At 69.0% G+C, this 23,612-nt stretch carries 18 protein-coding genes and 2 pseudogenes; 12 read left to right on the plus strand and 8 right to left on the minus strand.

Features of this window, described 5'->3' with window-relative positions:
- Window positions 1-968: pseudogene (locus ABZS69_RS44870) on the plus strand (hypothetical protein); the annotation flags it as partial.
- A 62-nt stretch (window positions 969-1,030) separates the two neighbouring features.
- On the opposite strand, the gene ABZS69_RS44875 reads toward ABZS69_RS44870, so the two are convergent.
- Window positions 1,031-2,233: an MFS transporter gene (locus ABZS69_RS44875; protein WP_355383907.1), complete on the minus strand. Its 1,203-nt coding sequence runs from the start codon at window positions 2,231-2,233 to the stop codon at window positions 1,031-1,033.
- A gap of 58 nt (window positions 2,234-2,291) precedes the next feature.
- Here ABZS69_RS44875 and ABZS69_RS44880 point away from each other — a divergent pair, with 58 nt between their 5' ends.
- Complete coding sequence (locus tag ABZS69_RS44880) at window positions 2,292-3,362, plus strand: DUF5937 family protein (protein WP_355383910.1); 1,071 nt, start codon at window positions 2,292-2,294, stop codon at window positions 3,360-3,362.
- On the opposite strand, the gene ABZS69_RS44885 is transcribed toward ABZS69_RS44880, so the two are convergent.
- From ABZS69_RS44885 to ABZS69_RS44900, 4 genes are all read right to left on the minus strand, one after another.
- Complete coding sequence (locus ABZS69_RS44885; protein ID WP_355383913.1) at window positions 3,349-4,245, minus strand: RNA polymerase sigma-70 factor; 897 nt, start codon at window positions 4,243-4,245, stop codon at window positions 3,349-3,351. The two genes, ABZS69_RS44880 and ABZS69_RS44885, sit on opposite strands and share 14 nt — an antisense overlap.
- Before the next feature lie 96 nt (window positions 4,246-4,341).
- Window positions 4,342-5,514 carry an FAD-dependent oxidoreductase gene (locus ABZS69_RS44890; RefSeq protein ID WP_355383916.1) on the minus strand — a complete coding sequence of 391 codons (1,173 nt, stop codon included), beginning with the start codon at window positions 5,512-5,514 and terminating at the stop codon, window positions 4,342-4,344.
- Between the two features lie 80 nt (window positions 5,515-5,594).
- On the minus strand, window positions 5,595-7,595 hold the full coding sequence (locus tag ABZS69_RS44895; RefSeq protein WP_355383919.1) for a site-specific integrase: 2,001 nt from the start codon (window positions 7,593-7,595) through the stop codon (window positions 5,595-5,597).
- A gap of 1,219 nt (window positions 7,596-8,814) precedes the next feature.
- Complete coding sequence (locus ABZS69_RS44900; protein ID WP_355383922.1) at window positions 8,815-9,705, minus strand: helix-turn-helix transcriptional regulator; 891 nt, start codon at window positions 9,703-9,705, stop codon at window positions 8,815-8,817.
- Between the two features lie 189 nt (window positions 9,706-9,894).
- Between ABZS69_RS44900 and ABZS69_RS44905 the strand changes: the two genes are divergently transcribed.
- The 10 genes and pseudogenes from ABZS69_RS44905 to ABZS69_RS44950 form a co-directional block, all read left to right on the plus strand.
- Window positions 9,895-10,911: a zinc-dependent alcohol dehydrogenase family protein gene (locus ABZS69_RS44905; protein WP_355383925.1), complete on the plus strand. Its 1,017-nt coding sequence runs from the start codon at window positions 9,895-9,897 to the stop codon at window positions 10,909-10,911.
- A 227-nt stretch (window positions 10,912-11,138) separates the two neighbouring features.
- A complete protein-coding gene (locus tag ABZS69_RS44910) occupies window positions 11,139-11,957 on the plus strand; it encodes an aldo/keto reductase (RefSeq protein WP_355383928.1) in 819 nt (272 codons plus the stop codon).
- 105 nt (window positions 11,958-12,062) lie between these two features.
- Window positions 12,063-12,614, plus strand: a complete 552-nt coding sequence (locus ABZS69_RS44915) for a cyclophilin-like fold protein (RefSeq protein WP_355383931.1) — start codon at window positions 12,063-12,065, stop codon at window positions 12,612-12,614.
- 599 nt (window positions 12,615-13,213) lie between these two features.
- Window positions 13,214-13,714 carry a (2Fe-2S)-binding protein gene (locus ABZS69_RS44920; protein WP_355384238.1) on the plus strand — a complete coding sequence of 167 codons (501 nt, stop codon included), beginning with the start codon at window positions 13,214-13,216 and terminating at the stop codon, window positions 13,712-13,714.
- A 12-nt stretch (window positions 13,715-13,726) separates the two neighbouring features.
- Window positions 13,727-14,707 carry a xanthine dehydrogenase family protein subunit M gene (locus tag ABZS69_RS44925; RefSeq protein ID WP_355383934.1) on the plus strand — a complete coding sequence of 327 codons (981 nt, stop codon included), beginning with the start codon at window positions 13,727-13,729 and terminating at the stop codon, window positions 14,705-14,707.
- Entirely contained in the window at window positions 14,704-16,899 is a 2,196-nt protein-coding gene (locus tag ABZS69_RS44930) for a xanthine dehydrogenase family protein molybdopterin-binding subunit (protein WP_355383937.1), read from the plus strand. Before ABZS69_RS44925 ends, ABZS69_RS44930 begins: the two co-directional genes overlap by 4 nt.
- Window positions 16,900-16,907: 8 nt before the next feature.
- Window positions 16,908-18,149, plus strand: coding sequence for a PQQ-dependent sugar dehydrogenase (locus ABZS69_RS44935; protein ID WP_355383940.1), 1,242 nt, complete (start codon window positions 16,908-16,910; stop codon window positions 18,147-18,149).
- Between the two features lie 68 nt (window positions 18,150-18,217).
- Window positions 18,218-19,468, plus strand: a complete 1,251-nt coding sequence (locus ABZS69_RS44940) for a multidrug effflux MFS transporter (protein ID WP_355383943.1) — start codon at window positions 18,218-18,220, stop codon at window positions 19,466-19,468.
- An 89-nt stretch (window positions 19,469-19,557) separates the two neighbouring features.
- Window positions 19,558-19,821, plus strand: coding sequence for a hypothetical protein (locus ABZS69_RS44945; RefSeq protein ID WP_355383946.1), 264 nt, complete (start codon window positions 19,558-19,560; stop codon window positions 19,819-19,821).
- Window positions 19,818-19,985, plus strand: a pseudogene (locus ABZS69_RS44950) (helix-turn-helix domain-containing protein); the annotation flags it as partial. The gene ABZS69_RS44945 and the pseudogene ABZS69_RS44950, both read left to right, overlap by 4 nt.
- A gap of 291 nt (window positions 19,986-20,276) precedes the next feature.
- Here ABZS69_RS44950 and ABZS69_RS44955 read toward each other — a convergent pair.
- From ABZS69_RS44955 to ABZS69_RS44965, 3 genes are read right to left on the minus strand one after another with little or no spacing between them, the layout of a single operon-like run.
- Window positions 20,277-21,149: a phosphotransferase gene (locus ABZS69_RS44955; protein WP_355383949.1), complete on the minus strand. Its 873-nt coding sequence runs from the start codon at window positions 21,147-21,149 to the stop codon at window positions 20,277-20,279.
- 8 nt (window positions 21,150-21,157) lie between these two features.
- Window positions 21,158-21,670, minus strand: a complete 513-nt coding sequence (locus ABZS69_RS44960) for a hypothetical protein (RefSeq protein WP_355383952.1) — start codon at window positions 21,668-21,670, stop codon at window positions 21,158-21,160.
- Window positions 21,667-22,383 (minus strand): helix-turn-helix transcriptional regulator, encoded by a 717-nt coding sequence (locus ABZS69_RS44965; protein WP_355383955.1) that lies wholly within the window; start codon window positions 22,381-22,383, stop codon window positions 21,667-21,669. The genes ABZS69_RS44960 and ABZS69_RS44965 overlap by 4 nt, the downstream gene beginning before the upstream one ends.
- Window positions 22,384-23,612: the final 1,229 nt, after the last annotated feature.

Here is a 23,612-nt window from a genome sequence, read left to right on the forward strand (position 1 = left end):
GGTACCGGGCCACCGACAAGGCCGGCAACACCTCCGACCCGGGCACCACGACGTTCACCGTGGTGGCCCCTCCAGGACAGGACACCACTCCCCCGCAGGTCACCGCCCAGGTGACGGGCGACCGGAACGACGACGGCAACTACGTCGGCTCCGCGACCGTGACCCTCACGGCGACCGACGCCGAGTCCGGGGTCGACAAGGTCGAGTACTCCCTCGACGGCCAGCCGTACGCGGTGTACGCGCAACCCCTCGCCGTCAGCCAGCCGGGCGCCCACACCGTGACCCACCGGGCCACCGACAAGGCCGGCAACACCTCCGACCCGGGCACCACGACGTTCACCGTGGTGGCCCCTCCAGGACAGGACACCACTCCCCCGCAGGTGACCGCCCAGGTGACCGGTGACCGGAACGACGACGGCAACTACGTCGGCTCCGCGACCGTGACCCTCACCGCGACCGACACCCAGTCCGGGGTCGACAAGGTGGAGCACTCCCTGGACAACGGCGCCTTCACGGCGTACTCGGCTCCGGTGTCGGTCAACCAGCCGGGCGCGCACACCGTGCGCTACCGGGCCACCGACAAGGCCGGCAACACCTCGCCGCTGGGCTCGGTGACGTTCACCATTGCGGCCCCTCCGGGACAGGACACCACCCCGCCGCAGGTGACGGCGCAGATCACCGGCAGCATGGACTGGGCCTGGAACTACGTCGGCTCCGCGACCGTGACGCTCACCGCGGCCGACGCCGAGTCCGGGGTCGACAAGGTCGAGTACTCCCTCGACGGCCAGCCGTACGCGGTGTACGCGCGTCCCCTCGCCGTCAGCCAGCCGGGCGCCCACACCGTGACCTACCGGGCCACCGACAAGGCCGGCAACACCTCGGCTGTCGGCACGGCCAGGTTCATGCTGGTCAAGGCCGCACCGGAATGCCCGAAGCCGGGCAAGGGCAAGGGCTGCAAGGACACGTGATCGCGGCCGGCGGGCGGCCTCCCTCTCGAAAGCCGCCCGCCGGTCTCGGCGTTCCTCGCGAACTATCCCACCGGTTGAGGTGCGGGCGACGGGCGCAGCACGCCGGCCAGGGCCAGCGCCACCAGGATGCCCCCGCCGCCCGCGACCGCCATCGCCGGCCCGGGCCCGATCGCCTCGCCCAGCACGCCGACCAGAGCGGCGCCCGCCGCCTGGCCGGTCATCAGCCCGGCCGACTGCAGCCCGAACGCCTGCCCGCGCACGTCCTCGGGCACCGCGTCCACGAACCGCCGCTGCAGTCCCAGCTGGTAGGCCAGCCCCGCCGCCGCCACCGCCGCCAGCACCGCGGCCCACCCGATCCCCGGCCCGAGCGCGAACCCGATCCAGGGCACCCCCAGCAGCACGGCGAGCGGCAACGACAGCCGCTCCCGCACCGCGGGCGCCGCGAAGCGCCCGACCGCGAACTCCCCGACCGCCATCCCACCGGCGGCCGCCGCCAGCACCACCCCGGCCTGCCCCTGCCCGCCCAGGTAGGGCACCACCATGGCCTCGGCCCCGGCCAGGCACACGCACGGCAGCCAGCCGGCCAGCAGCAAACCGCGCACCCGCCCGTCGGCCACCAGGCGCCGGTTCACGCGGAGCGTCTCCCGTACCGCACTGCCCCGAGTTTCCTGGTCCGCACCCCGTGCGGGCCGGCGCGGCAGCCACACCCGCAGCACCACCATGGCCGCGAGCGACAGCACCGCCGTGACGGCCAGCGCCCCGGAGGGCCCGGCGAAGCCGAGGAACGCGCCCCCCGCCGCCAGCCCCACGATCTGCGCGCCCGCCGAGGCCACGTTGAGCACCGACCGCCCCAGCACGAACGCGTCCCCTGGCAGAATCTCGGGCAACATCGCCGCCCGCGCCGCGAAGAACACCGGCGAGAACAGCCCGGTGACCAGCACGAGCGCCAGCAGCCCCCACACCGGCAGCCCCGCGTACGCCAGCACCAGGCAGGTCACCGCCCTGACCAGCTCACCCGCGATCATCAACGCCCGCGGTGGCACCCGATCGGCCAGCGACAGCAGGAACAGCCCGCCCAGGATGAACGGCAGCCACCCGGCCATGTACGCCGCGGCCGACAGCCCGGGAGAGCCGGTCCGCGCGTACACCAGCACGGACAGGGCCAGCATCTTGATCACGTCCCCGCCGATCAGCAGCACGAAGCTGCCGAACAGCACCCGGAACTCCCTGACGGCGAACACCTCGCCGAACGTCGCGCTCTTCACGCATCCGATGCTGCGGACCCGCCCACCATCACGCGATATTTTCGGATATAACCGAAAGGTGCCTACGACGATCGAGGTCACCCCGCAGGACCTGGTGAGCAGCAGGTTCGCGATTTCCCCGCTGGTCGAGGCCATGCACGCGCAGTGGGTGCTGGCGGGCCGCGTGGAGGCGGGCGTGCACGGGCCGTGGGTCGCCCGGTGGCGCGCGACGTACCGGATGCTGGAGCGCGAGCACCTCGCCCTGCGGGCCGTCGCGCTGATCAGCGGCAACAGGGGCAACGCGAACGTCGACTTCATCGCCCCGCCGCCGACGGCGACAGACGTGCCCTTCGAGGACGAACTGGCCGCCATGCGGGCGACGTCGCCCGCGCAGGCCCACGCGGAGATCGCCGGTGCGCTGGCCGGGCGCCCGCCCGTCACCGGCCCGTTCCGGGAGCTGCTGCTGGGCCCGTACGTGGTCGAACGGCTCGCCGACGCCTACGAGGCGCTCTGGACCGAGATCCTGTCCCACGAGTGGCCGCGCCTGCGGGCGATCCTGCAGCGGGACGTCGCGCAGCGCGCGGGCCGGCTGGCGGCCTACGGCTGGGCGGCGGCGCTGGAGGACCTCAGCCCCCGCGTCCACTGGCGGCGTGGCGGCCAGATCGAGATCGAGATGTACTCCAGCGGCACCCACCGGCTCGGCGGCAAGGGCCTGCTCTTCCTGCCCTCCGCGTTCACGGGCGGCGTCGGCGCCTATCTGGCGGACGCGTGGCCGTACGCGCTGGTCTATCCCGCCAGGGGGACCGCGGCCGCGCTGCCGGCTCCCGACGCGGACCTCTCGCAGCTCATCGGGCGCAGCCGGGCACGCATCCTCGCCGAGCTCGCCGAACCCGCCACGACCACGCAGCTCGCCGCGCTGCTCGGACAGAGCCTGGGCACCACGGGCGAACACGTGGCGGCGCTGCGCCGCACGGGCCTGATCGCCGGCACCCGCACCGGCCGCAGTGTCCTGTACGCCCGCACGCCTCTCGGCGACGCCCTGATCAACGCCCGTCTCGACCGGGAGGCTGAGCCTGAACATCGTGCTGGACCTTCAAGTCGACTCGACGGTCCGGCCGACCGGGTCGCGGGGACGGTCAGCGGGAGGTGAGGGGGGTTTCGGACTCCACGCGGGTGAGCTTTTCGGGGTTGCGGACGTAGTAGAGGCCGGTGACGCGGGCGTTCTCCACGCGCAGGGCCAGAACGCCGTCGATCACGCCGTCCAGGCGCAGGATGAGTCCGGGGTTGCCGTTGACCGTCGTGGACTCGCCGGTGAAGGTGCCGCCGGCCTTGCCGACACTGCCGGCCATGTAACTGAGCACCTTGTCGGCGCCGACGACCGGCCGCAGGGCCGCCAGTCTGAGGCCGCCCCCGTCGCTGACGAAGACGACGTCCGGGGCGAGCACGTCGAGCAGCCCCTGCAGGTCGCCGGTCACGAGCGCGGTCTGGAACGAACTCAGCGCTGCCCGGGCTTCTTCCGGGGAAGCCGGTGTGCGCGGCCGGCGGGCGTCGACGTGCCGGCGGGCGCGGTAGGCGAGCTGGCGTACGGCGGCGGGGCTCTTGCCGATCGCGGCCGCGATGTCGTCGTAGCCGATGTCGAAGACCTCGCGCAGCACGAAGACGGCGCGTTCGGTCGGTGAGAGGGTTTCGAGGACGAACATGAGTGCCAGCGACAGGTTCTCGGACAGTTCGACGTCCTCGGCCACGTCCGGCGCGGTGAGCAGGGGCTCGGGCAACCAGGGGCCGACGTAGGCCTCCTTGCGCCGTTTGAGGGTGCGTAGCCGGTTGAGTGCTTGCCGGGTCGTGATCCGTACCAGGTAGGCGCGCTGGTCCTGCACCTGCGCCAGGTCGACCTTGACCCACCGTAGCCAGGCCTCCTGGAGGACGTCCTCGGCGTCCGCCGCCGATCCGAGCAGCTCGTAGGCGACGGTGAACAGCAGGTCGCGGTGGGCGACGAAGGCCCTGGTAGCGGGGTCGGTGAGGTGGTCGTTCATGTCGTGCGCTTCGCTCTCTCGCGGTCGGCCCCACATTCCGGAAACAGGCCGTGGAAATGTACCCGGTCTGAAGACAGACAGCAGCCTCCCCGCTGATCAGGCCAGGTGGGATGGCGGCGTCGTGCGGTGTTCCGGCTGAGGCGTTTGCAGGGCTGCGCGGGAACCGGCCTTGCGTGCCCCGGACGCCAACTGGTCGAGGGGGAACCGGCAGGCGAACTCCTTGACCTTGGCACCGAGCCGCCCGCTGATGTGGAGCGCGTTCACCCGGTCGTCCAGGTAGGAGAACTGGGTGACGCCCTCGTTCCGGCCGAGGCTGATGCACTGCCCGGCGAACATCAACCGGACGGGAGCGGGTGTTCTCCCCCCGATCCTGCGCAGGATCGTGGCCGCGGCCCCCGCGCCCAGTTGCACGGCGGCCTGGCAGCTCATCCGGAATGGCCGGTCCGTCATCGCCGCCGCGTCCCCGGCAGCGACGATGCGCACGTCGTCCACGCTGGTCAACGTCGCGTCGGTCAGCAGGCGGCCTTCGGTGTCGGTGCGCAGCCCGCTGCGGGCCGCCAGGTCCGGGACCCGGAACCCCGCGGTCCAGATCGTCACCGCGCTGGGCAACTCGCGGCCGTCGTCGAGCCGGACGGCGTCGCGGGTCACTTCCGTCACCGTCGCGCGGGGACCTTCGAGCACGGTCACACCCAGCTCGGCGAGCCGGCGGGCGACCGGGCGGCGGCCCCGGGCATGCAGGTAGGGGCCGAGCACGTCGCCGCAGACCAGGGTGACCTTGCGGCCCTGTTCCGCAAGCTCGGCGGCGGTCTCTATACCGGTCGGGCCGGCTCCGGCCACGGTCACCGGAGCCGTCGCGGGCGTCGCGGCCAGCGCCGACCGCAGTCGTCGCGCCCCCTCGAGGTCCGACACCGAATGAGCGAACTCCGCCGCTCCGGGCACGCCGGGATCGGCGGCACCGCTGCCCACCGCGTAGATGAGGTAGTCGTACGAAACCGTGCCACCGCCCGCCAGCGACACCCGGCGCGCGGCGGCGTCGATCCGGGTCGCGGCGTCGACCACCAGCCGGACGTTCCCGCCCAGAACCTCGCCGAAGCCCTCGACCGCGTCGTCGGAGCCGGTCGCGAGCTGGTGCAGGCGGATCCGCTCGACGAAGTCGGGACGTCGATTGACCAGGGTCACCGACACGCCGTCGCGCCGAGCCAGGCGATTGGCCGCCATCACACCCGCGTACCCGCCGCCGACCACGACCACCTCGACGTTCCCGTTCATCCTGTCTCCCTCGTGTTGTGGACTCGGCATTGAGACACCAGCCGCGCATCCGGCGTAACGGCCCGCGGATGAGACGTGACTCACATTGGACGCGGCGTGTGTCTCGACGCGGTCCTGACGAGGTCGGGCAGGTCGGGGGGGGTGCCGGCGGCCGGCGAGCAGGAGCGGCGGATCTCGGTCCGTACGAGATCAATCAGACAGCTCCCACAACTGGATGATCTTGTCTGCGACGGTGGCGAACAGGGACCCGTCGGGGCTGAAGGCCGCCGCGGTGGACCACCGGCCGTGCGGGACCCGCAGGATCTCCCATACGTCCGTACCGTCCCCGACGTCCCAGAGCCGGACGTCGGCAGGGTGATCAGGCGGGCCGCCTGGGCGCCCGCGGCTGCGGTGTTGACGAGGGCGGCGGTGGATTCCGCGGCGGCCCGGGCGACCTCGGGGTAGACGCTGGTGTAGGTGTCGCGGGTGAAGGTGGAGGAGACGTGGCCGAGGGTTTCCTGCACGACCTTCAGATCGACTCCTGCGGCCAGCATCAGCGAGGCCGCGCCATGGCGCAGGTCGTGCAGCCGCACCGGCGGCAGCCCCACCTGGAAGGCCAGCTGGTAGAACTGGTCGCTGACCTGCTGCGGATGTAGCGGCCGGCCGATCTCGTCGGTGAAGACGAACCCGCTGTCGGTCCAGGCCTCGCCCGCGATCAACCGCTCGGCGGCCTGGCGCTTGCGATGCGCACGCAGCGCGGTGACGGTGTCCTCATCCAACGCAATAATGCGGTCGCTGGCCTCGCTCTTCGGCCTGCCCTGTACCGGCTCCCAGCCTAGCTGCGTGATCTGCCAGTGCACCCCGGCCGTCCCGGCGGACAGGTCGACATCCTTCCAGCGCAGCCCGACCGCCTCCCCCCGACGCAGCCCACGCAAGGCGATCAACCTATACAGGGCGGACAGCCGGTGGGTGGCCGCCTGGGCGAGGAAGGCGAAGGCGTGCGAGGGCGTCCACACCATCACCGGCGACTGCCTCGGCACGGACGCGTACACGTTGATCATGCTGGGCCGGCTGAGCCGGGCCCCACGCCGCCGCTCCTCGACATCGAGCCGGTCCTGCAGGTCGCGATTCCAGGCGGCGACCCGCTCATCGGTCCACACCAGCGCCTTGGGACGTTCGACATCGGGAAGTTCGACCACCGCGGCCGGGTTGAAGTCGATCAGCCGATCCTGCTTGATCGCAATGTTCGGCGCGTGCCGCAGGGTGGCGCGGATTCGATGCATGGTAGCCGGGCCGACCGGCCGCCGGTACCGCACCTTGGCTCGCTCCTCGGGATCGCCGCCGGCGCGGGCGGTAGTGATGACGTCGTTGAACTCCTCGATCGCATCGAACATGCCCGCCACATCCGATACCCGCAGCCGATCCAGCCGGATATCACCCAGGTAGAGGGTGAAGTACAGACGGATGTGCGCCTCATAGGAGCGGCGGGTGGTGGCGTCGATCTTCCGCTTGCGCCGCAGGAACTCCTGCATCCACTCGGCCACGGTCACCGTGCGATTGAGGTCCTGTCGAGTGCGGACCTTGCGCCGTACCTCTTCCACCGGCGGCAGCGCCTTGGTGTCCTTGAGCACCGACAGCATCAGCTCGGCGACCTTCCGCTGGATGTACGGGTCCTCATCCAGCGCCAGCAGCGCCCCGGCCTGCTCCAGTTCGGCCTCGGCCTCCTCCAGCGTGGCAAAGCCCCGGCGGCGCAGCGGGTTACGCCGCCGCCCGTCGGCGTGCGGGGGCAGTTCCAGCTGGTAGGCCCACCGGCCATGGGTGCTGCTCCACCACTCCCCGCCGCCCGGACGGCGCAGCTTCGGACAGGCCTTGCCCAGTCTCCTCCCCGTCGCCACATCCCGGCAGGAACACGTCTTGAAGGTGGTTCCATTCATCGTCGCTGTCGAGCCTTCCCTTTGTTCACTGACCTCGCGTCGCCGCTTGCTGGACGCCGCACTTCCTGCGGCCCACCCCGCCCCGCCGCCGAACACCGCCGATGCGGTATCGCCCGACAGGACGCCACCAGCGGCCTTGCGCACCGGACCGATCCCCGCGCGGGTCACAGCCCAGCGACCCCGGGGTCGGGTATGCCACGCCCCAGGCCGAATGACGACCCCCTATCGGCCCACAGGCCCGTAGGGGCGGCAGCGGGACGGTGGGGGCCATCGATTGGTCGGGGCGGTCGGTATCGACGCCCACCTTCACCGCCCGCGTCAAGCGATATCCGCTGGTCACATATCCCGGCCCACGCACTGGCCGAACGTGGGATGTGAGGATGTGCTACTGCTTGTCCCGGTCGTAGGAAGCCGGCCAGACGTCAAGAGCCCCGCGCTGACCGCATGGCGGCGGCTCCAACCGGCGCGAGGAGGCACGGCATCGAGATTCGGTGAAGTGGCTGGGCTGTACGGTCACCATCAGACGCCCCGATCTGGCGGGCGAATCATCCCTGTCACTTATCCAAATACCGGCCAGAAAGGCCGAGTTAGGACAGCCCGATAGGCCAAATCTTGGTCAAACCGGCATCGGATTCCGAACCGCGCAACCGAGCAACCAGCAGCAGCACACGGTTTTAGATCGCGACATACACGAAGAAATCGCCGCGATCGCTACGTGCATATATGTCCAAATTCAACGCTTCCGCACTGACACTTTCTGGACCCGCGCGACAGAATGCGGCACACTCTGGCATGCAGGAACAGAGCTTCGGGACTTTTAATCCGTAGGTTCCGGGCTCGAGCCCCGGGCGCCCTACCACCTCACACCCCATCCGACCCGCACTTTCTCGATTCTCAACCGTCTTCAGCAAGGCGAAAACGGCCGAGTTCATGCTCGTCACATGCTCTTCGGCACGTGTCCGGCGTATCTGTGGGTCCATAACGAGAGCGAACTGTCCCGGTTTGCGATGTCGGATGTTTGCCGCCCCAGGCCGGACCACAAAGCCAGACCCAAACGACACCCAACAGAAGTGTCCGAGGGAAGGGTTGCCGGGCGTGACGCACCCGGCTTGATCGCAGACCCGTCCAAGCTCTGGTCGAGACTGCGGGTGCTGATCTATCATCCGGCCAGGTCAAGCCGCGTGTGGATATTCCTTCAGGTCACCTCCACACCGATCACGTCGGCGGATATCCAACAAGGCGATCGAGGCGAAGTCGATGCCGGGATCAACGAGTGGTCGAAGCGGAGCAGCCTGCCGAGAGCCCGATGAGACTTGTGTTCGGTATAGAAATTCTCGAACGCGCGCAGCGCATACAGGAGCGTTGCTGCACGTGGATGGGCGGGCCGTCAGTCCGCTGCCAGCGGCTCCGTGGGAGTCAGGGCTTCGTGGGTGGCTGCCCAGGAGGCGAGCAGGCGCAGGCCCTCTTCGGAGGGGGAGCCAGGTTCGGCGGTGTAGATGGTGAGGGTGAGGCCGGGGTCGGCGATCATCTGCAGGCCCTCGAAGGCGAGGGTGAGTTCTCCGACGGCGGTGTGGTGGAAGCGTTTGGTCCCGGTGCCGTGCTGGCGGACGTTGTGCGAGCCCCAGCGGGTGCGGAACTCGTCGCTGCGGGTGGAGAGTTCGCCGACGAGGTCGTGGAGCTCTTTGTCGTGGGGGTTGCGGCCGGCGTGGGTGCGCAGGATGGCCACGCACATGTCCGCGAACGGTCCCCAGTCGGGGTAGAAGCGGTGGGAGGTGGGGTCGAGGAAGGCGAAGCGGGCCAGGTTCTCTTGGTTGTCCGGACAGGCGTAGAGGTCGGCGAAGAACGCGCGGCCGAGTGGGTTGACGGCGAGCACGTCCATGCGGCTGTTCTGCACGAGGGCGGGCCCGGCGGTGATCGCGTCCAGGGTCCACTGCAGGCTGCGATGGAGTGTCTGCGGCCGGGCGGCGCGGCGCCGGGGGCGGGTGAGCACATCGGAGCCTTCGGCGGCCTGGGCCAGGTGCAGGAGGTGGGCGCGTTCGGCGTCGTCGAGTTGCAGGGCGCGGGCGACGGCTTCGAGCACTGCTGGGGAGGCGCCGGCGAGGTGGCCTCGTTCGAGTTTGGCGTAGTACTCGGCGCTCAGGTCGGCCAGGGCCGCGACCTCGCTGCGGCGCAGGCCCGGGACGCGCCGCCGGGATCCGGCGGGCAGGCCGGCCCGGGCCGGGGTGATCTTCGCTCGCCGCGAGGTGAGGAACTCGCGGACCTCGTCACGATTGTCCACACTGCGAGCGTACGGCCTGGTCAGGCAGGGAGGGGTGTACTGGCGGTACACCCTTCGACGGTAACTGGTAGCCGCCGCGAAATGCCGGTTTCCTGGAGTGCGGCGGGTACCCGCGCCTTCAGCGAATGCCGCGGGTGACGCCGCGATCGAACAACTAGGCACGACACCTATACATGTAAGGAAATCCTGATGCGTGGAGCAGTGATCCACGGCCCCGGCGATGTGCGTTTCGAGACTCTGGAGGATGCGAAGATCCTCGAGCCGACCGACGCGATCATCCGGACGGCCGTCACCTGTGTGTGCGGCTCGGACCTGTGGTCCTATCGCGGCCTGGAGCCGACCGAACAGGCTCACCCGATGGGTCACGAGTACGTCGGCTTCGTGGAGGAGGTCGGCGACCAGGTCACCGCGGTGCGGCCCGGCCAGTTCGTCGTCGGCTCGTTCGCAACTTCGGACAACACCTGCGCGAACTGCCGCAACGGCTTCCAGTCCAACTGCCTGAACCGCGAGTTCATGAGCACCTGCCAGGCCGAGTACGTGCGCATCCCCAACGCCCAGGGCACCCTCGTCGCGACCGACCAGGTGCCGGACGAGGAGCTGTGGCCCGGCCTGCTGGCCGTCTCCGATGTCATGGGCACCGGCTGGTGGGCCGCCGACGCCGCCGAGGTCACCCCCGGCTGCACCGCCGTGGTGGTCGGCGACGGCGCGGTCGGCCTGTGCGCGGTCATCGCGGCGAAGGAGATGGGCGCGGAGCGGATCATCGCGATGGGCCGCCATGAGCCCCGGCTGAAGCTGGCCACGGAGTTCGGCGCCACCGACATCGTCACCGAGCGCGGCCAGGAGGGCGTCGCCCGGATCAAGGAGCTGACCGGCGGCATCGGCGCCGACGCGGTCCTGGAGTGCGTGGGTACCGCCCAGGCCATGCAGCAGGCCCTGCGCTCGGCACGCCCGGGCGGGAACGTCGGCTTTGTCGGCGTTCCCCACGAGGTCGCCATTGACGGGCAGGAGTTGTTCTTCTCCCAGGTGGGCCTGCGTGGCGGTCCCGCGCCCGTGCGCCGCTACCTGCCCGACCTGATCGACCGCGTGCTGACCGGGGCGATCAACCCCGGGAAGGTCTTCGACCTCGCTCTGCCGCTGGAACAGGTCGCCGAGGGTTACAAGGCCATGGACGAGCGCCGCGCCATCAAGGCCCTTCTCAAGCCCTGACACCGCCCACCCCTGGACCGGGGGCCGCACGCGGGCGCCTGCGGGCACTGCGCAACCGGATCACGGGAAGGGTCCGGCTCGCGCTGAGCGCCCGAACAGCCCTGGCTGGCGCGAAGCCGTGGGTTCCTGGCACGCCGGCCTACGCGATCGGGAAGAGCCCTCACATGCTTTCGAAGGCGTGCTCCGTAGTGGTGGCCGGTGAGAAAGACCAAGAAGGAAAGTCGAGTATGAGCATTCCGAACGTGACACTGAACGACGGCCATCGCATTCCACAGCTGGGATTCGGTGTCTGGCAGGTCTCGCGGAGAGATATCGTCCGCACCGTTTCGGCGGCTCTGGAGGTCGGGTACCGCCACATCGACACCGCCTCGGCCTACGGCAACGAGGCCGGCGTCGGCCAGGCGATCCGGGAGTCCGACATTCCTCGCGAGGACCTGTTCATCACCACGAAGCTGGATAACTCAGACCAGGGGCGCGCCCGCCAAGCGCTCGAGGACAGCCTGCGACGGCTGGGGTTGGACTATCTCGATCTCTACCTCATTCACTGGCCGGTCCCCGGACTGGACAAGCGGGTCGAGGCGTGGGAGGCGATGGAGCAGGCGCAGGCCGAGGGCCTGATTCGGTCGATCGGGGTTTCGAATTTCACGCCCCGCTATCTCACGGAAATCATCGAGCATGGCAGCGTTGTTCCTGCCGTCAACCAGATCGAGTACCACCCGACGTTCCAGCAACGCGACGTTGAGACAGCGAACGCGGAGCACGGCATCGTTACCGAGGCTTACTCGCCGCTGGGCATGGGTTCGGCCCCACGCAACAGGGTCGTGGCTGACATCGCCGAGCGCACCGGCAGGACCTCGGCTCAGGTCGTGCTGCGCTGGCATGTGCAGGCTGGCCCGGTCGTGATTCCGAAGTCGGTCACGCCTCCGCGGATTGCGGAAAACTTCGCCGTCTCCGACTTCCAACTGTCCTCCGCGGATCTGGCCGCGATTGACGCATTGGATACCGGCAAGCCGCTCGGCTGGGACCCCGAAACAGTGCGCGGATGACGTCGCCGCACTACCGGCAACCAGGCGCTGCCGCGAATCAGCCTTGGGTGAACAGGCCAGTCAGCCTACACGACGGATCTCATTGGCGAAAGAGAGGAGACACGCATGTTGAAGAGAGCAAGTTCCACGGTGGCAGCGCTGACGTTCGCGGTGTTCCTTACCGGTTGCGCGAGCCAGCCGGGCGATCCCGGCGCAGAGTCACGGCAGGTCTCGCCTGCCGCTGGTGAACCAGCGGAAACCAGCAGCAGGGCGCAAGGAGTAGGTTCTACGAACGACAATTTGAGGACGCTGTCTGGCAGCAGAATAGCGGTCCGTATCGGCGACAAGGCGTTCACCATCCAGTTGTACAACAATCCGACGGCAAAAGATCTTGTGTCGCAACTTCCGCTCACTCTGACAGCCGATGATTACCCGGGATACGACGAGAAAGTCGTCAGAGTTCAGAACCCGCTTTCAATGGAGGGTGCGCCTGATGGCGACGAGCCAGCGATCCCTGAAGTTGGCTATTACGAGCCCGGCCAATGGATTGCCCTATATTATGGCCCAATTGGCTACTGGCCTGGAAAAGTGCCACTAGGGCGCATTGACGCGAGCGTAGAGGAGCTTCGTGCGATTCCAGATGGCGCGTCGGTCACCATTGAGGTCGTGAAGAACTAGCCTCGGTCTTTCATCGGGTTGCCGGAAACCCGCATGCAAAGGATCAAACCGCCGGGGCCTGGCACCGACGCGGACCTGGCCAACTCTCCCAGCTTCCCGCTTGACCGGCCCTACGTGACGCAAGGCGTCCATCCGCGGCCCGCGATCATCACTCGTACGCTGGGAAGCGCACGTTCCGTCCCGCCCCTTGGCATCGATCCCGACCCACGCGGCGGACTTCGTCGTCGTGGTCGACGCTGCCCGTCGACGGTGGCCAGACCGCCCGCTGATCACACCAGTCCCGATCGCCGTCACCTCCGGCACCTCGATCGGCGTCCACACGCGGCTACTGAGCCCAGACCCGATCCGATTTCACTTCTGGCCCAGAGGGCGGCCCTACTGTGCCCATCCCCGCCCACACCGGTGCCACTGCAGTGCTGCTGATCCTTTCCACGATGCAAAGGCCTTCCCACATGCCCACCGAACCCGTACCGCAGAGCTCGATGCCCGTGACCGCTGACGAAACCTCCTCCGTGGAGCTCAGCCGGCGCACCTTCATCGCCGCCGGTACTGCCGTCGGCGGGACCGTCGTCGCGGGCGGCGTGCTCGGCGCGAGCCTCATCTCCGGTCCCGAAGCGGAGGCCGCCGCTTCGACGCCCGCCAGCCGCCTCACCCTGACCGTCAACGGCACCCGCCACGCCGTGACCGTCGACAACCGCACCTCGCTGCTGGACCTGCTGCGCGAGCACCTGGGCCTAACCGGCTCCAAGAAGGGCTGCAACGCGGGAGCCTGCGGAGCCTGCACCGTTCTGGTCGACGGGCGTCGGCAGAACTCCTGCCTGATCCTGGCGGTGCGACTCGACGGCGCCGAGGTCACCACGATCGAGGGCATCGCCGACGGCGACGACCTGCACGCGCTGCAGCAGGCGTTCATCGATCAGGACGCCTTCCAATGCGGCTACTGCACCCCTGGCCAGATCGTCTCCGGCATCGCCTGCATCCAGGAAGGCCACACCCAATCGCCGGAGGAGATCCGCGAGTGGATGAGCGGCAACATCTGCCGCTGCGGCTGCTACCCCAAGATCGTGCGCGCGGTCCAGCAGGCCGCGGGCCGGAAGTGAGGGCACCTCACCATGCATCCCTTCACCTACACCCGAGCCTCCGACACGCGTGACGCCCTGGCCGCGGGCAGGCGCGGCGGCCGCTACATCGCCGGCGGCACCACCCTGGTCGACCTGATGCGCGAAGGTGTCGAGCAACCCGGCACGCTCGTCGACATCACCGGCCTGCCACTGGCCGAGGTCAAAGCCACCGAGCGCGGCGGGCTGCGCATCGGCGCCCTGGTGGCCATGGCCGCGGCAGCCGCCCATCCCACGGTGCGCACCCTGTACCCGGTGATCTCCCAGGCGCTGGAGCTGAGCGCATCGGCCCAGCTGCGGAACATGGCCACCATCGGCGGCAACATCATGCAGCGCACCCGCTGCACCTACTTCCGCGACGTGACGGCCGCCTGCAACAAGCGCGACCCCGGCTCCGGCTGCGCCGCCCGCGACGGCTACAACCGCACGCACGCCATCCTCGGCACCTCCCAGGCGTGCGTGGCCACGCACCCCTCCGACGTGGCCGTCGCCTTCGCCGCCCTGGAAGCCCAGGTGCACCTGCTGGGCCTGGACGGCGAACGCCGCCTGCCCTTCGCCGACTTCCTGCTGGGCCCCGGCACGAGCCCGCAGCGCGAACAAGCCCTGCACCCAGGTGAGTTGATCACAGCAGTGGAGATCCCCGCGCTCCCGCGTCCGCTCGCCTCCGGCTATCTGAAGGTGCGCGACCGGCAGTCTTATGAGTTCGCGCTCACCTCGGCGGCCGTCGCCCTGCACGTACGCGGCGGCATCATCCGCGCGGCCAAGGTCGCCGCCGGCGGCGTGGGCACCGTGCCGTGGAAGCTGCCCGCCGTCGAACAGCACCTGGTCGGCGAGCGCCCATCCGATGCCCTGTGGGCGGCCGCCGCCGAGAAGGCGACGGACGGCGCCAGCCCGCTCGCCCACAACCGGTTCAAGGTCGAGCTGCTCCGGCGGACCGTTGAACGCCAGCTGCGCACCGTAGGAGGTCCCCAGTGAGTCCCCAGCCACGGGCAGCCGTCGGCGCCCGGCTCTCCCGCGTGGACGGCCGGCACAAGGTCACCGGCCAGGCCCTTTACGCCGCCGAGCACGACGTGGACGGCGCCGCGCACGCCGTCACCGTCGACGCGAGCATCGGCCGCGGCCGCATCACCGCGATCGACACCCGCGCCGCCCTGGCCCACCCCGGCGTCCTGCACGTGATCAGCCACCGCAACGCGCCCACCCTGCCATACCGGGACAACACCGCATCCAACAATCCACCAGGCCACCGGCTGCGCGTCTTCCAGGACGACAAGGTCCTCTTCCACGGCCAGCCGGTCGCCGTCGTGATCGCCACGACCCTGGAAGCCGCCCAGCACGGCGCGAGTCTGGTCAAGATCAGCTACACCGCTGAGAAGCCCGCCACCGACCTGACCGAGGCCGAGCCGGACAAGCCCACGAACTACACGCGCGGCGATGCGGAGGCCGCCTTGCGGACGGCGGACGTGCGCCTGGGCCTGATCTACCGTACGGCCCGCAACCACCACAATCCGATGGAGCCGCACGCCACCATCGCTCGCTGGAACGGCCACAGGCTCACCGTCTGGGACAAGACCCAGTGGGTCGTCGGCACCCAGACCGAGCTCGCCGCCGTCTTCGGCCTGCCACTGGCCTCCGTGCGCGTCATCTCCCCCTTCGTCGGCGGCGGCTTCGGCAGCGGGCTGCGCTGCTGGCCCCACACCGTCGTCGCCGCCCTCGCGGCCCGCGTGGCGAAACGCCCGGTCAAGCTGGTCCTCAGCCGCAGGCAGATGTACTTCAGCAACGGTTTTCGCCCCTCGTACGAGTACCGGCTGCAACTCGGCAGCAACCGGCGCGGCCGGCTGACCGCCATGGCCCACGAGATGGACGCCGAAACCTCCTCGTACGAGACGTTCACCGAGGGGGTCATGCAGCCCGGCCAGATGCTCTACAGCACCCCGAACGTCAGCCAGGCGTACCGGACGGTGCCGCTGGACGTGAACACTCCGATCTGGATGCGCGGCCCCGGCTTCGCCACCGCCTCCTACGTCATCGAATCGGCCATGGACGAGCTCGCCGACAAGCTCGGCATCGACCCGATCGAACTGCGCCGGCGCAACGAACCGGACCTGGACGAGTCGTCCAAGCTCCCGTTCTCCACCCGCCGCCTGCGCGAGTGCTACACGATCGGCGCCCGCGAGTTCGGCTGGCACCGTCGCGACCCGAAGCCGCGCTCACGCCGCGAAGGGAACTGGCTGATCGGCATGGGCATGGCCGCCGGTGTCTACGACACCGTCCGCGTCACCGCCCAGGCCCGCATCCGCCTGAACGCCGACGGCACCGCGGTGGTCGAAGCCGCCTCCAGTGACATGGGCCCGGGCACGTACACCTCCCAGACCCAGGTCGCCGCAGACGCCCTCGGACTGACCGTGCCCACCGTCACCGTCCGCCTCGGTGACTCCCTCTTCCCGCCGACCCCGCCGCACGGCGGCTCGATGACCATGGCCAGCGTCGGCTCCGCCGTCCTCGACGGCTGCAACCAGGTCCGCCGGCAAGCCATCACGCTGGCGATCGCGGATCGCGAGTCCCCGTTGCACGGCGCGGACACCGACGACATCGTCGTCCAGGGTGGCCGGCTCCACGTGAAGAACAATCCGGCCCGCGGCGAGACCTACCGCGCCTTGCTGGCCCGCAACGGGCATGCTCACCTCGAGGCACTCGGCACGTTCACCGGCCCGGACGGGAAACAGCGGTACTCCTTCTACGCGTATAACGCCACCTTCGCCGAGGTCGCCGTCGACGCGGAACTCGGCCTGGTACGGGTGCGGCGCATGCTCGGCGTCTACGACGCGGGCCGCATCATCAGTCCCAAGCTCGCCGAGAGCCAGGCCATCGGCGGCATCGTGGGCGGCATCGGTACGGCTCTGCTCGAACACACCGCCACCGACCACCGGGACGGCCGGATCGTCAACGCCAACCTGGCCGACTACCTCGTCCCCGTCAACGCCGATGTCCCCGACGTCAAGGTGATCTACCTGGACGGCGAGGACCACGAGGCCGACCCGCTCGGAGTCAAGGGGCTCGGCGAGGTCGTGCACGTCGGCGTGGCCCCCGCGATCGCCAACGCCGTCTTCAACGCCACCGGCCGCCGCATCCGCCAACTGCCCATCACCGCCGACGCCTTGCTCTGACCCGCCGCGTGGACGCACACAGCGTGCACCCGACATGTCTGGCTGACCCGGACCGCCCACGCTGCCAGGCAGGGCCGCCGTCGCACCCGTTCCCCGTCGAGGTCGGCGGCGGCCGGCGCACACGACAGATCTTGATGAAAGAGAGGAAGACAGGCATGGTGAAGCGAGCAAGTTTTACGGCGGTGGCGCTCGCGTTCGCGCTGATCCTCACCGGATGCACGAGCCGGCCGGACGAGGCCGGCGAGCCGGCCCGGCAGGCCTCGCCCGCAGCTTCTGAACCCGTCACAGCCTCGGAACCCGTCACGAAACCCAAGGTTGTGACCAGCGGGCTGGAAGCGCCCTGGTCGATCATCTTCCACGGCGACACCCCGTTGGTCAGTGAACGGGACTCCGGCCGCATCCTGGCTCTCCACGACGACGGCACGACCTCCGAGATCACGACCGTCGACGACGTCCGCGCCGCAGGCGAAGGCGGGCTCCTCGGCCTCGCCGACCACGACGGCTACCTCTACGCCTACGTGACCGCCGCAAGCGAGAACCGGATCATCCGATACCCCCTGCAGGGCGACGGTGCACAGTTGGCCGTGGGCCGCGCGGAGACGGTGCTCGACGGCATCCCCGCGGGGACCTACCACAACGGCGGCCGTATCGCGTTCGGGCCCGATGGGATGCTGTACGCCACCACAGGGGACAACCAGAACTCCGACAACGCGCAAGACCGCGCTTCCCTCGCCGGGAAGATCCTGCGCATGACCCCCGAGGGGGACGTACCCGGCGACAACCCGTTCGACGGCTCCCACGTATACAGCTACGGGCACCGCAACCCCCAAGGGATCGCCTGGGCGGCCGACGGCACCATGTACGCCACCGAGTTCGGGCAAGACACCTGGGACGAACTGAACATCATCAAACCCGGCGGAAACTACGGCTGGCCCATCGTCGAAGGCATCTGCAAGAACCGGCAGTACATCGACCCGGTTCAGCAGTGGCGACCCGCCGAAGCCAGCCCGAGCGGGATGACCATCCTCGGCGACGACATCTGGGTCGCCAACCTCCGCGGCCAGTCGATCCGGCAGATCCCCCTGTCCGCCCCCAGCACCTCCACCCGGCACTACGTCGGGCAATACGGGCGCATCAGCGACGTGGTCGTCACCCCGAAGGGGAAGCTCTGGGCCGCTACCAGCAACACCGACGGCACCGGCCGGCCCAACCAGGATGACGACCGCATCCTCACCATCCCCACCGAATGACCACCGGGCACGGGGGTGGCCTAAGCCACAGCCATCCTCCCTCACCCCCTGCAAGGAAAGCGCGCACGATGTCACAGACCACCACGCCGCCCAAACCTGTAGCGGGACGGCTGCTGCCGTCCCTGTTGCTGTTGCTGACGGTGTTCGGGCCTATCTCGATGGACCTGTACCTGCCCGCGCTGCCGGCGCTGACGGTCGAACTCGGCGCCGCGACCTCGATCGCGCAGCTGACCGTCACCGCGTGCCTGATCGGGCTGGCCGCCGGGCAGTTGATCGCGGGACCGGTCTCGGATCGGTTCGGGCGGCGCGGCATCCTCCTGGTCGGCGTCGCCGCGTACATCGTCACCTCCACGCTCTGCGCGATCAGCCCCAATATCGAAGTGCTCATCATCGCCCGGCTCGTGCAAGGACTCACCGGAGGGGTTGGCGTCGTCATCGCCCAGGCCGCGGGCCGCGACGTCTACTCCGGCGGCCGGCTGATCCGCTTCTACGGGCGGCTCACCGTGACCGGAGCGTTCGCGGCGATCGTCGGCCCGCTGCTGGGCGGACTACTCACCGCGCGCGTCGACTGGCGCGGCCTGTTCGTGGTCCTCGCGATCATCGGCGCCGCCATCTTGATCGCCACTCTGCTGACCTTCGCGGAAACACTCCCGGCCGATCACCGCGTGCAAGGTGGATTCGCCCAGACCGTGCGCGACTACCGCACGCTGCTCGCCGACCGAGTCTTCCTCGGCGCAGTCCTCAACCAGGGCTTCCTGTGGGCCGCCGTGTTCGCCTACCTCGCCGGAGCCACCTACGTCCTGCAGAACATCTACGGGCTTTCCCCGCAGTGGTACGCGGCCGCCTTCGGACTCAACTCGGCCGGCTTCGCGTTCTTCGGCTGGCTCGGCGGACGCGGCGCCGAACGATGGAGCATCACCCGCACCCTCGCCACCGGCATCCTCCTCGCCGGCCTCGGCGCCGCCGGGCTGCTCACGTCCGGCTTCACCCCGATGCCGCTCTGGGTGGTCATCGCCTCCCTGTTCTTCCTGGCCAGCGGCGTGGCGATCTCCGCCGCACCCGCCAGCACCCTCGCCCTGGCGAACTACCCGCAGATGGCCGGAACGGCGTCCTCTCTGCTCGGCACGGTCCGGTACGGCTTCGGCGGTGTAGCGGCCCCGTTCGTCGGCATCGCGGGCGCCACCAGTATCCTCCCCCTCGGCGTCGTCACGATCGTCGCCGTCCTCCTCAGCGCGGGCGCCTGCCTCCTCTTCGCCCACCGACACGCTTCTGCTGCGGATGCCGAAGCTGGGACGGCTGAAACGACGCCGACTCCATGAATGCGGTGCTGTGAGTGCCGAATATTGTGTCACAGGGTTTGACCTGGGGTTTGCTGTGTTCGATGGCTCGGCTCCGGCAGGATCGCAGGATGGCTCTGCGGCTGCTGTACTTGATCGTCTTACGGGTATTCGGCGGGATCGCGCTGCTCGGCCGATCGCAGGCGTCCAAGGATGCAGAGATCCTGGTATTGCGGCATCAGCCGGCTGTGCTCCGGCGCCAGGTCGCCGCTCCCCGGCCATCGTGGGCGGACCAGGCGATCATTTCCGCGCTCGCGCGGCTCCTGTTCCGACGCCGCGATGTCAGCTGTTCGTCATACCGCGGACGCTGCTGCGCTGGCACGCCGACTTGGTGAAGCGACGCTGGACCTACCCCAAGCACGGGCCGGGACGACCATCGATCCGACCCACCATCCGAGCCCTGGTGCTGCGCCTGGCCGCCGAAAACCCGGACTGGGGTTACCGGCGCATCGCCGGGCAGATCGCCGGCCCGGGCCGGAAGGTGTCCCCGGCCACCGTGTGGGCGATCTTGAAGAGGACCGGCTTCGATCCAGCGCCCCGGCGCAGCGGTCCGACCTGGGCTCAGTTCCTCCAGGCTCAGGCGTCCAGGATTCTTGCCTGCGACTTCTTCAGCGTAGAGACGGTCATGCTCGCGCGACTGTACTGCTTCGCCGTGGTCGAGCACGCCACCCGGCGGGTCCACATGCTGGGGTTCACAGCGAACCCAACCGCCGACTGGGTCACCCAACAAGCCCGCAACCTGCTTGTCACTAGTGCGGTGTCCGGCTGCCTGCCGCCGGTGCCTTTGCACTCAGACGGGGCGCCAGGTAGCCGGTGTTCCTTCGACAAGGCTGGTCAGGCGGCGCTGGAGTTCGACACGAACTTCTGGTTGGTGGGATGCGCGGAGGTACGCCGCCAGGGAGCGCAGTTCGCGGGCGGCGCGGAGAGTGGCAGCGGCAGGATGATCTTCCACATCCGAATCGATGCCGTAGTCGCGACAGAAGCTGATCCAGTCGGCGCGTGAACGACCGAAGCGGCGGTGTTGCATCATGGCCGGGACGAGGTCGGACAACACCGGACCGTGAGCGATCGAGTCCCAGTCCCCGAAGACCCAGCGGTCACAGTCGCGGAAGAGATTGCCGGTGTGGGCGTCACCATGCAGGAGTCCTTCGCCGAGCGGTGGGGTCAGCTGCCGATAGTCCTGTTCGATCTCGACACAGCGCCGCAGGAGCCAGCGGTGGTGCTCCTCTGGCAGTTCGGTGGCGTGCTGTGTGAGATCAGCATGTAGAGTGCCCAGCGGCTGCAGGGCGGGCACGTCGATCGGAGCCCGGCGGGTATGAAGATCGCGTAGCAGCACAGCCAGATCATGCGGCGCCGACGCGCTCCTGGCCGTGCCGGAAACATACCGCCAGGCGGTGGCGATCCAGCCGTGCACGGTGACGGGCTGGTCGACGGGCAAGGGTTCGATGGTGGCGAACCCCTCGTCGGCCAGCCAACGGGTCGTCCGGATGGCGCTGTCCAGCCGCTGGAGTGCTTGCCGGTTTCCGGGAGCGTGTCGCATGCGCAGGACGGCGTTCGGACCAGGGAGGTGGTAGACGGCGTTGGCGCGCAGGTGCAGCAATCGAGCGCCGTCGGCCTTCAGGCCGAGCCGCGCGCTGGCGGCACCGAGTGGCGGACTGGTCATGGGACAGGTCAGCCGGTCAATGCGCTGTGCCGATAGTCCTCGAACTCTCGCACCCGACAGTCGGAGGAGCGCGACTGGAGACGTTGAGCAAAATCGTCCATCAGAGCGCGGCCACGAACCGAAGCAAGCTGCTTGGTCGCCGGAACAGCCCTCCGGGCATAGTGCAGCGACTGCTCAAGCTCGCCCAGTTCGAGGTAGGAGCGGGCGGCGTGGAGCTGGTTGAAATGGGTGGAGCGCGGAAAGTCTGAGCCGAACCCCTTGAGGGCTTGCTCGGCGCACGCGGCGGCGCGCTGGTGTTGACCGGCGAGTTGCCAGCAGTAGCCGATCTCGGCGGCCAGCTCGGCTTCGGTGAAGGTCGCGCTCCAAGTCGCGTCCCTACCGCTGCTGTCGCGGTCGAACGCGGTCTCGGCCTGTGCCAGCAGCTTGGCGACCTCGCCTACGGTGTGCGCGTCGTGGTGTTCGCGGTCGTCGTCAGCGACGGCCAGTGCGCGAGCTTGGCGGATCAGCAGCTCGGCTGTCACCCGGGAGGGTGCTCCTGCTTTGCGGGCCGCTTCCACTGCGGCGCCTGCCAGCCGGATGGCCCAGCCAGTCGGCTCATTTGTGAGGCGACGGTGAACAGCTGCGCGCGGACGTCCTCGCTGGCGCTGCTCTGCAGAAGCGGCGCCACCCTCAAGTTCAGGAAGTCCATCACTGCGGGACGTACGAGCCCGGCGCCGTACTGGTGGTCCATCCGCGTGAACGCCTGATGGGCTTCCTGGATGGCTTGCACTTCTGTCATACCGACCCTGACTGACCCTGGGCCCGGCGAGGAGGTTGTGGTCGGTGGATCGAAGCTCCACGAAAGCAGCCACTCGCCAAGAACCGCCGGAGTGAACGGTAGGGCTGTCAGTAGATGACGTCGTGTTGTGTCGATCTCCCACCTCCACAAACGGCACGCCGACTCCGTGCAACACCCGGCCCCGTCATCGTGCTCGTCCAGTGCGGACACGGGCTCGATATGGAGCTGTTCGACGGCCAACCAGCCCTCGACTTCCTCCACCGGCACCTGCCACACCAGGGCGATGCGGACACGGTAGACAGGGCGCATGCTTTGCTCGGCGCGCTCCCAGCGAGCCCAGGTAGTCGCCGAGATCCCGATCAGCTCCGCGGCTTCCTCCTGGGTGAGGCCCTTGCGCTCACGTGCGCGGACCAAGCCGGGACGGCTCTTGCCGGGTTGCCGTTTGGGCTGGTCCACCGCGCCACGCTCCCTCACCGTCTAGGGGACCACACAGTGTGCGACACCGATACCCATCAAGCCAGTCCCCGGCCGAAACGACCAGCAAACGACCACCGCATTGACATGGAGCGTGACCGGGCACGGCAAACGACCACATCACGCCGTTCACAACCCCACGTCGTCCCGATTGCATGGACGTCGTCACAGCGCGTGACCGTCCGGGCTCCCACCGACCGCGCTGGTGACCAACGGGGAATCCTCGCCCGGCCGTGCCTGCCAACTGCCAACGGCCGGGCGAGTCCCCTGTGAAGTGATGAGGAGAAAGGTGGCGCCGTGCTCCGTTGGGACACCGCACGAAACGAGCACACGATGTCGCCGCCGGCTGGTCGGATGCGGGAGAGGCTGGGCGTTGCCTTCCTCGCCACCGGCCTCACCGCAGTATGGCCGGGATTGGCTCCTCCCAATGAAGTGCCCCGGCGACGACCGTACTGCCACCGTCGGCCCTGGCCAGTACCGCCTCAAAGGGTGACCCCTGACCGGCAGATATTCGGCTTCGGGCCGCCCATTCCCCTGGCCGTCCCCTGCGCGCCGCCCAAGCCTGCTTGCTCGACGCGGTTTGCGGCGGCCGGGCCGGGGAGGGCAGATGCCCCTGAAAGCACCACCGTCCGCCCTCCCCCTCAGCCGGTCCACGCTCATCACAGCCCGGAATCCGAGCTGCCGAGTGCGTTAACGCTACCGGTGTCGCTCTCACCCGTGTCCATGGCCATGGCGAGCCACCGGCAATCAAGGCAGTCCATTCCCCCGCCAGCCCGCATACCGGACTACAGGGGACCCATCCACGCTTGGAAAGAGCAGACAAGTGGTTTACGTGGGACGTGGCCCCGGGACGGGTGATCATCGACGCGCCGATCAAGTCGGCGAGCTCGTACGTCATCACGGAGCAGCCATCAGAATCCGGTGGAGCTGCCGTCTCCTGAGCAGTGGGGGCCGGGCTCCGTGCTGAGGTGGGATCCGTATCAGCGTTCGGAACGCGACCCGTCCGAGTCAGGGAAATCTCATGCTGCGACGTCTACGAGTACGTCTGTCAGGGCGGTGAATATGTGATCCTTCGCCGCAACGATGAGGGCCGCCGTGAGGAAACGGCACGCGGGCCTCGTCTCCGAGCTCTCAAGGTGTGGCAACAACTTCTCGCCGAGCACGACCGGACCTGCCACCAGACCGAGGACTCGCCATCGCGGCAAAACACT

It is taken from the genome of Nonomuraea sp. NPDC005650 (assembly GCF_040605375.1).
In the GTDB taxonomy this organism is placed as follows: Bacteria; Actinomycetota; Actinomycetes; order Streptosporangiales; family Streptosporangiaceae; genus Nonomuraea.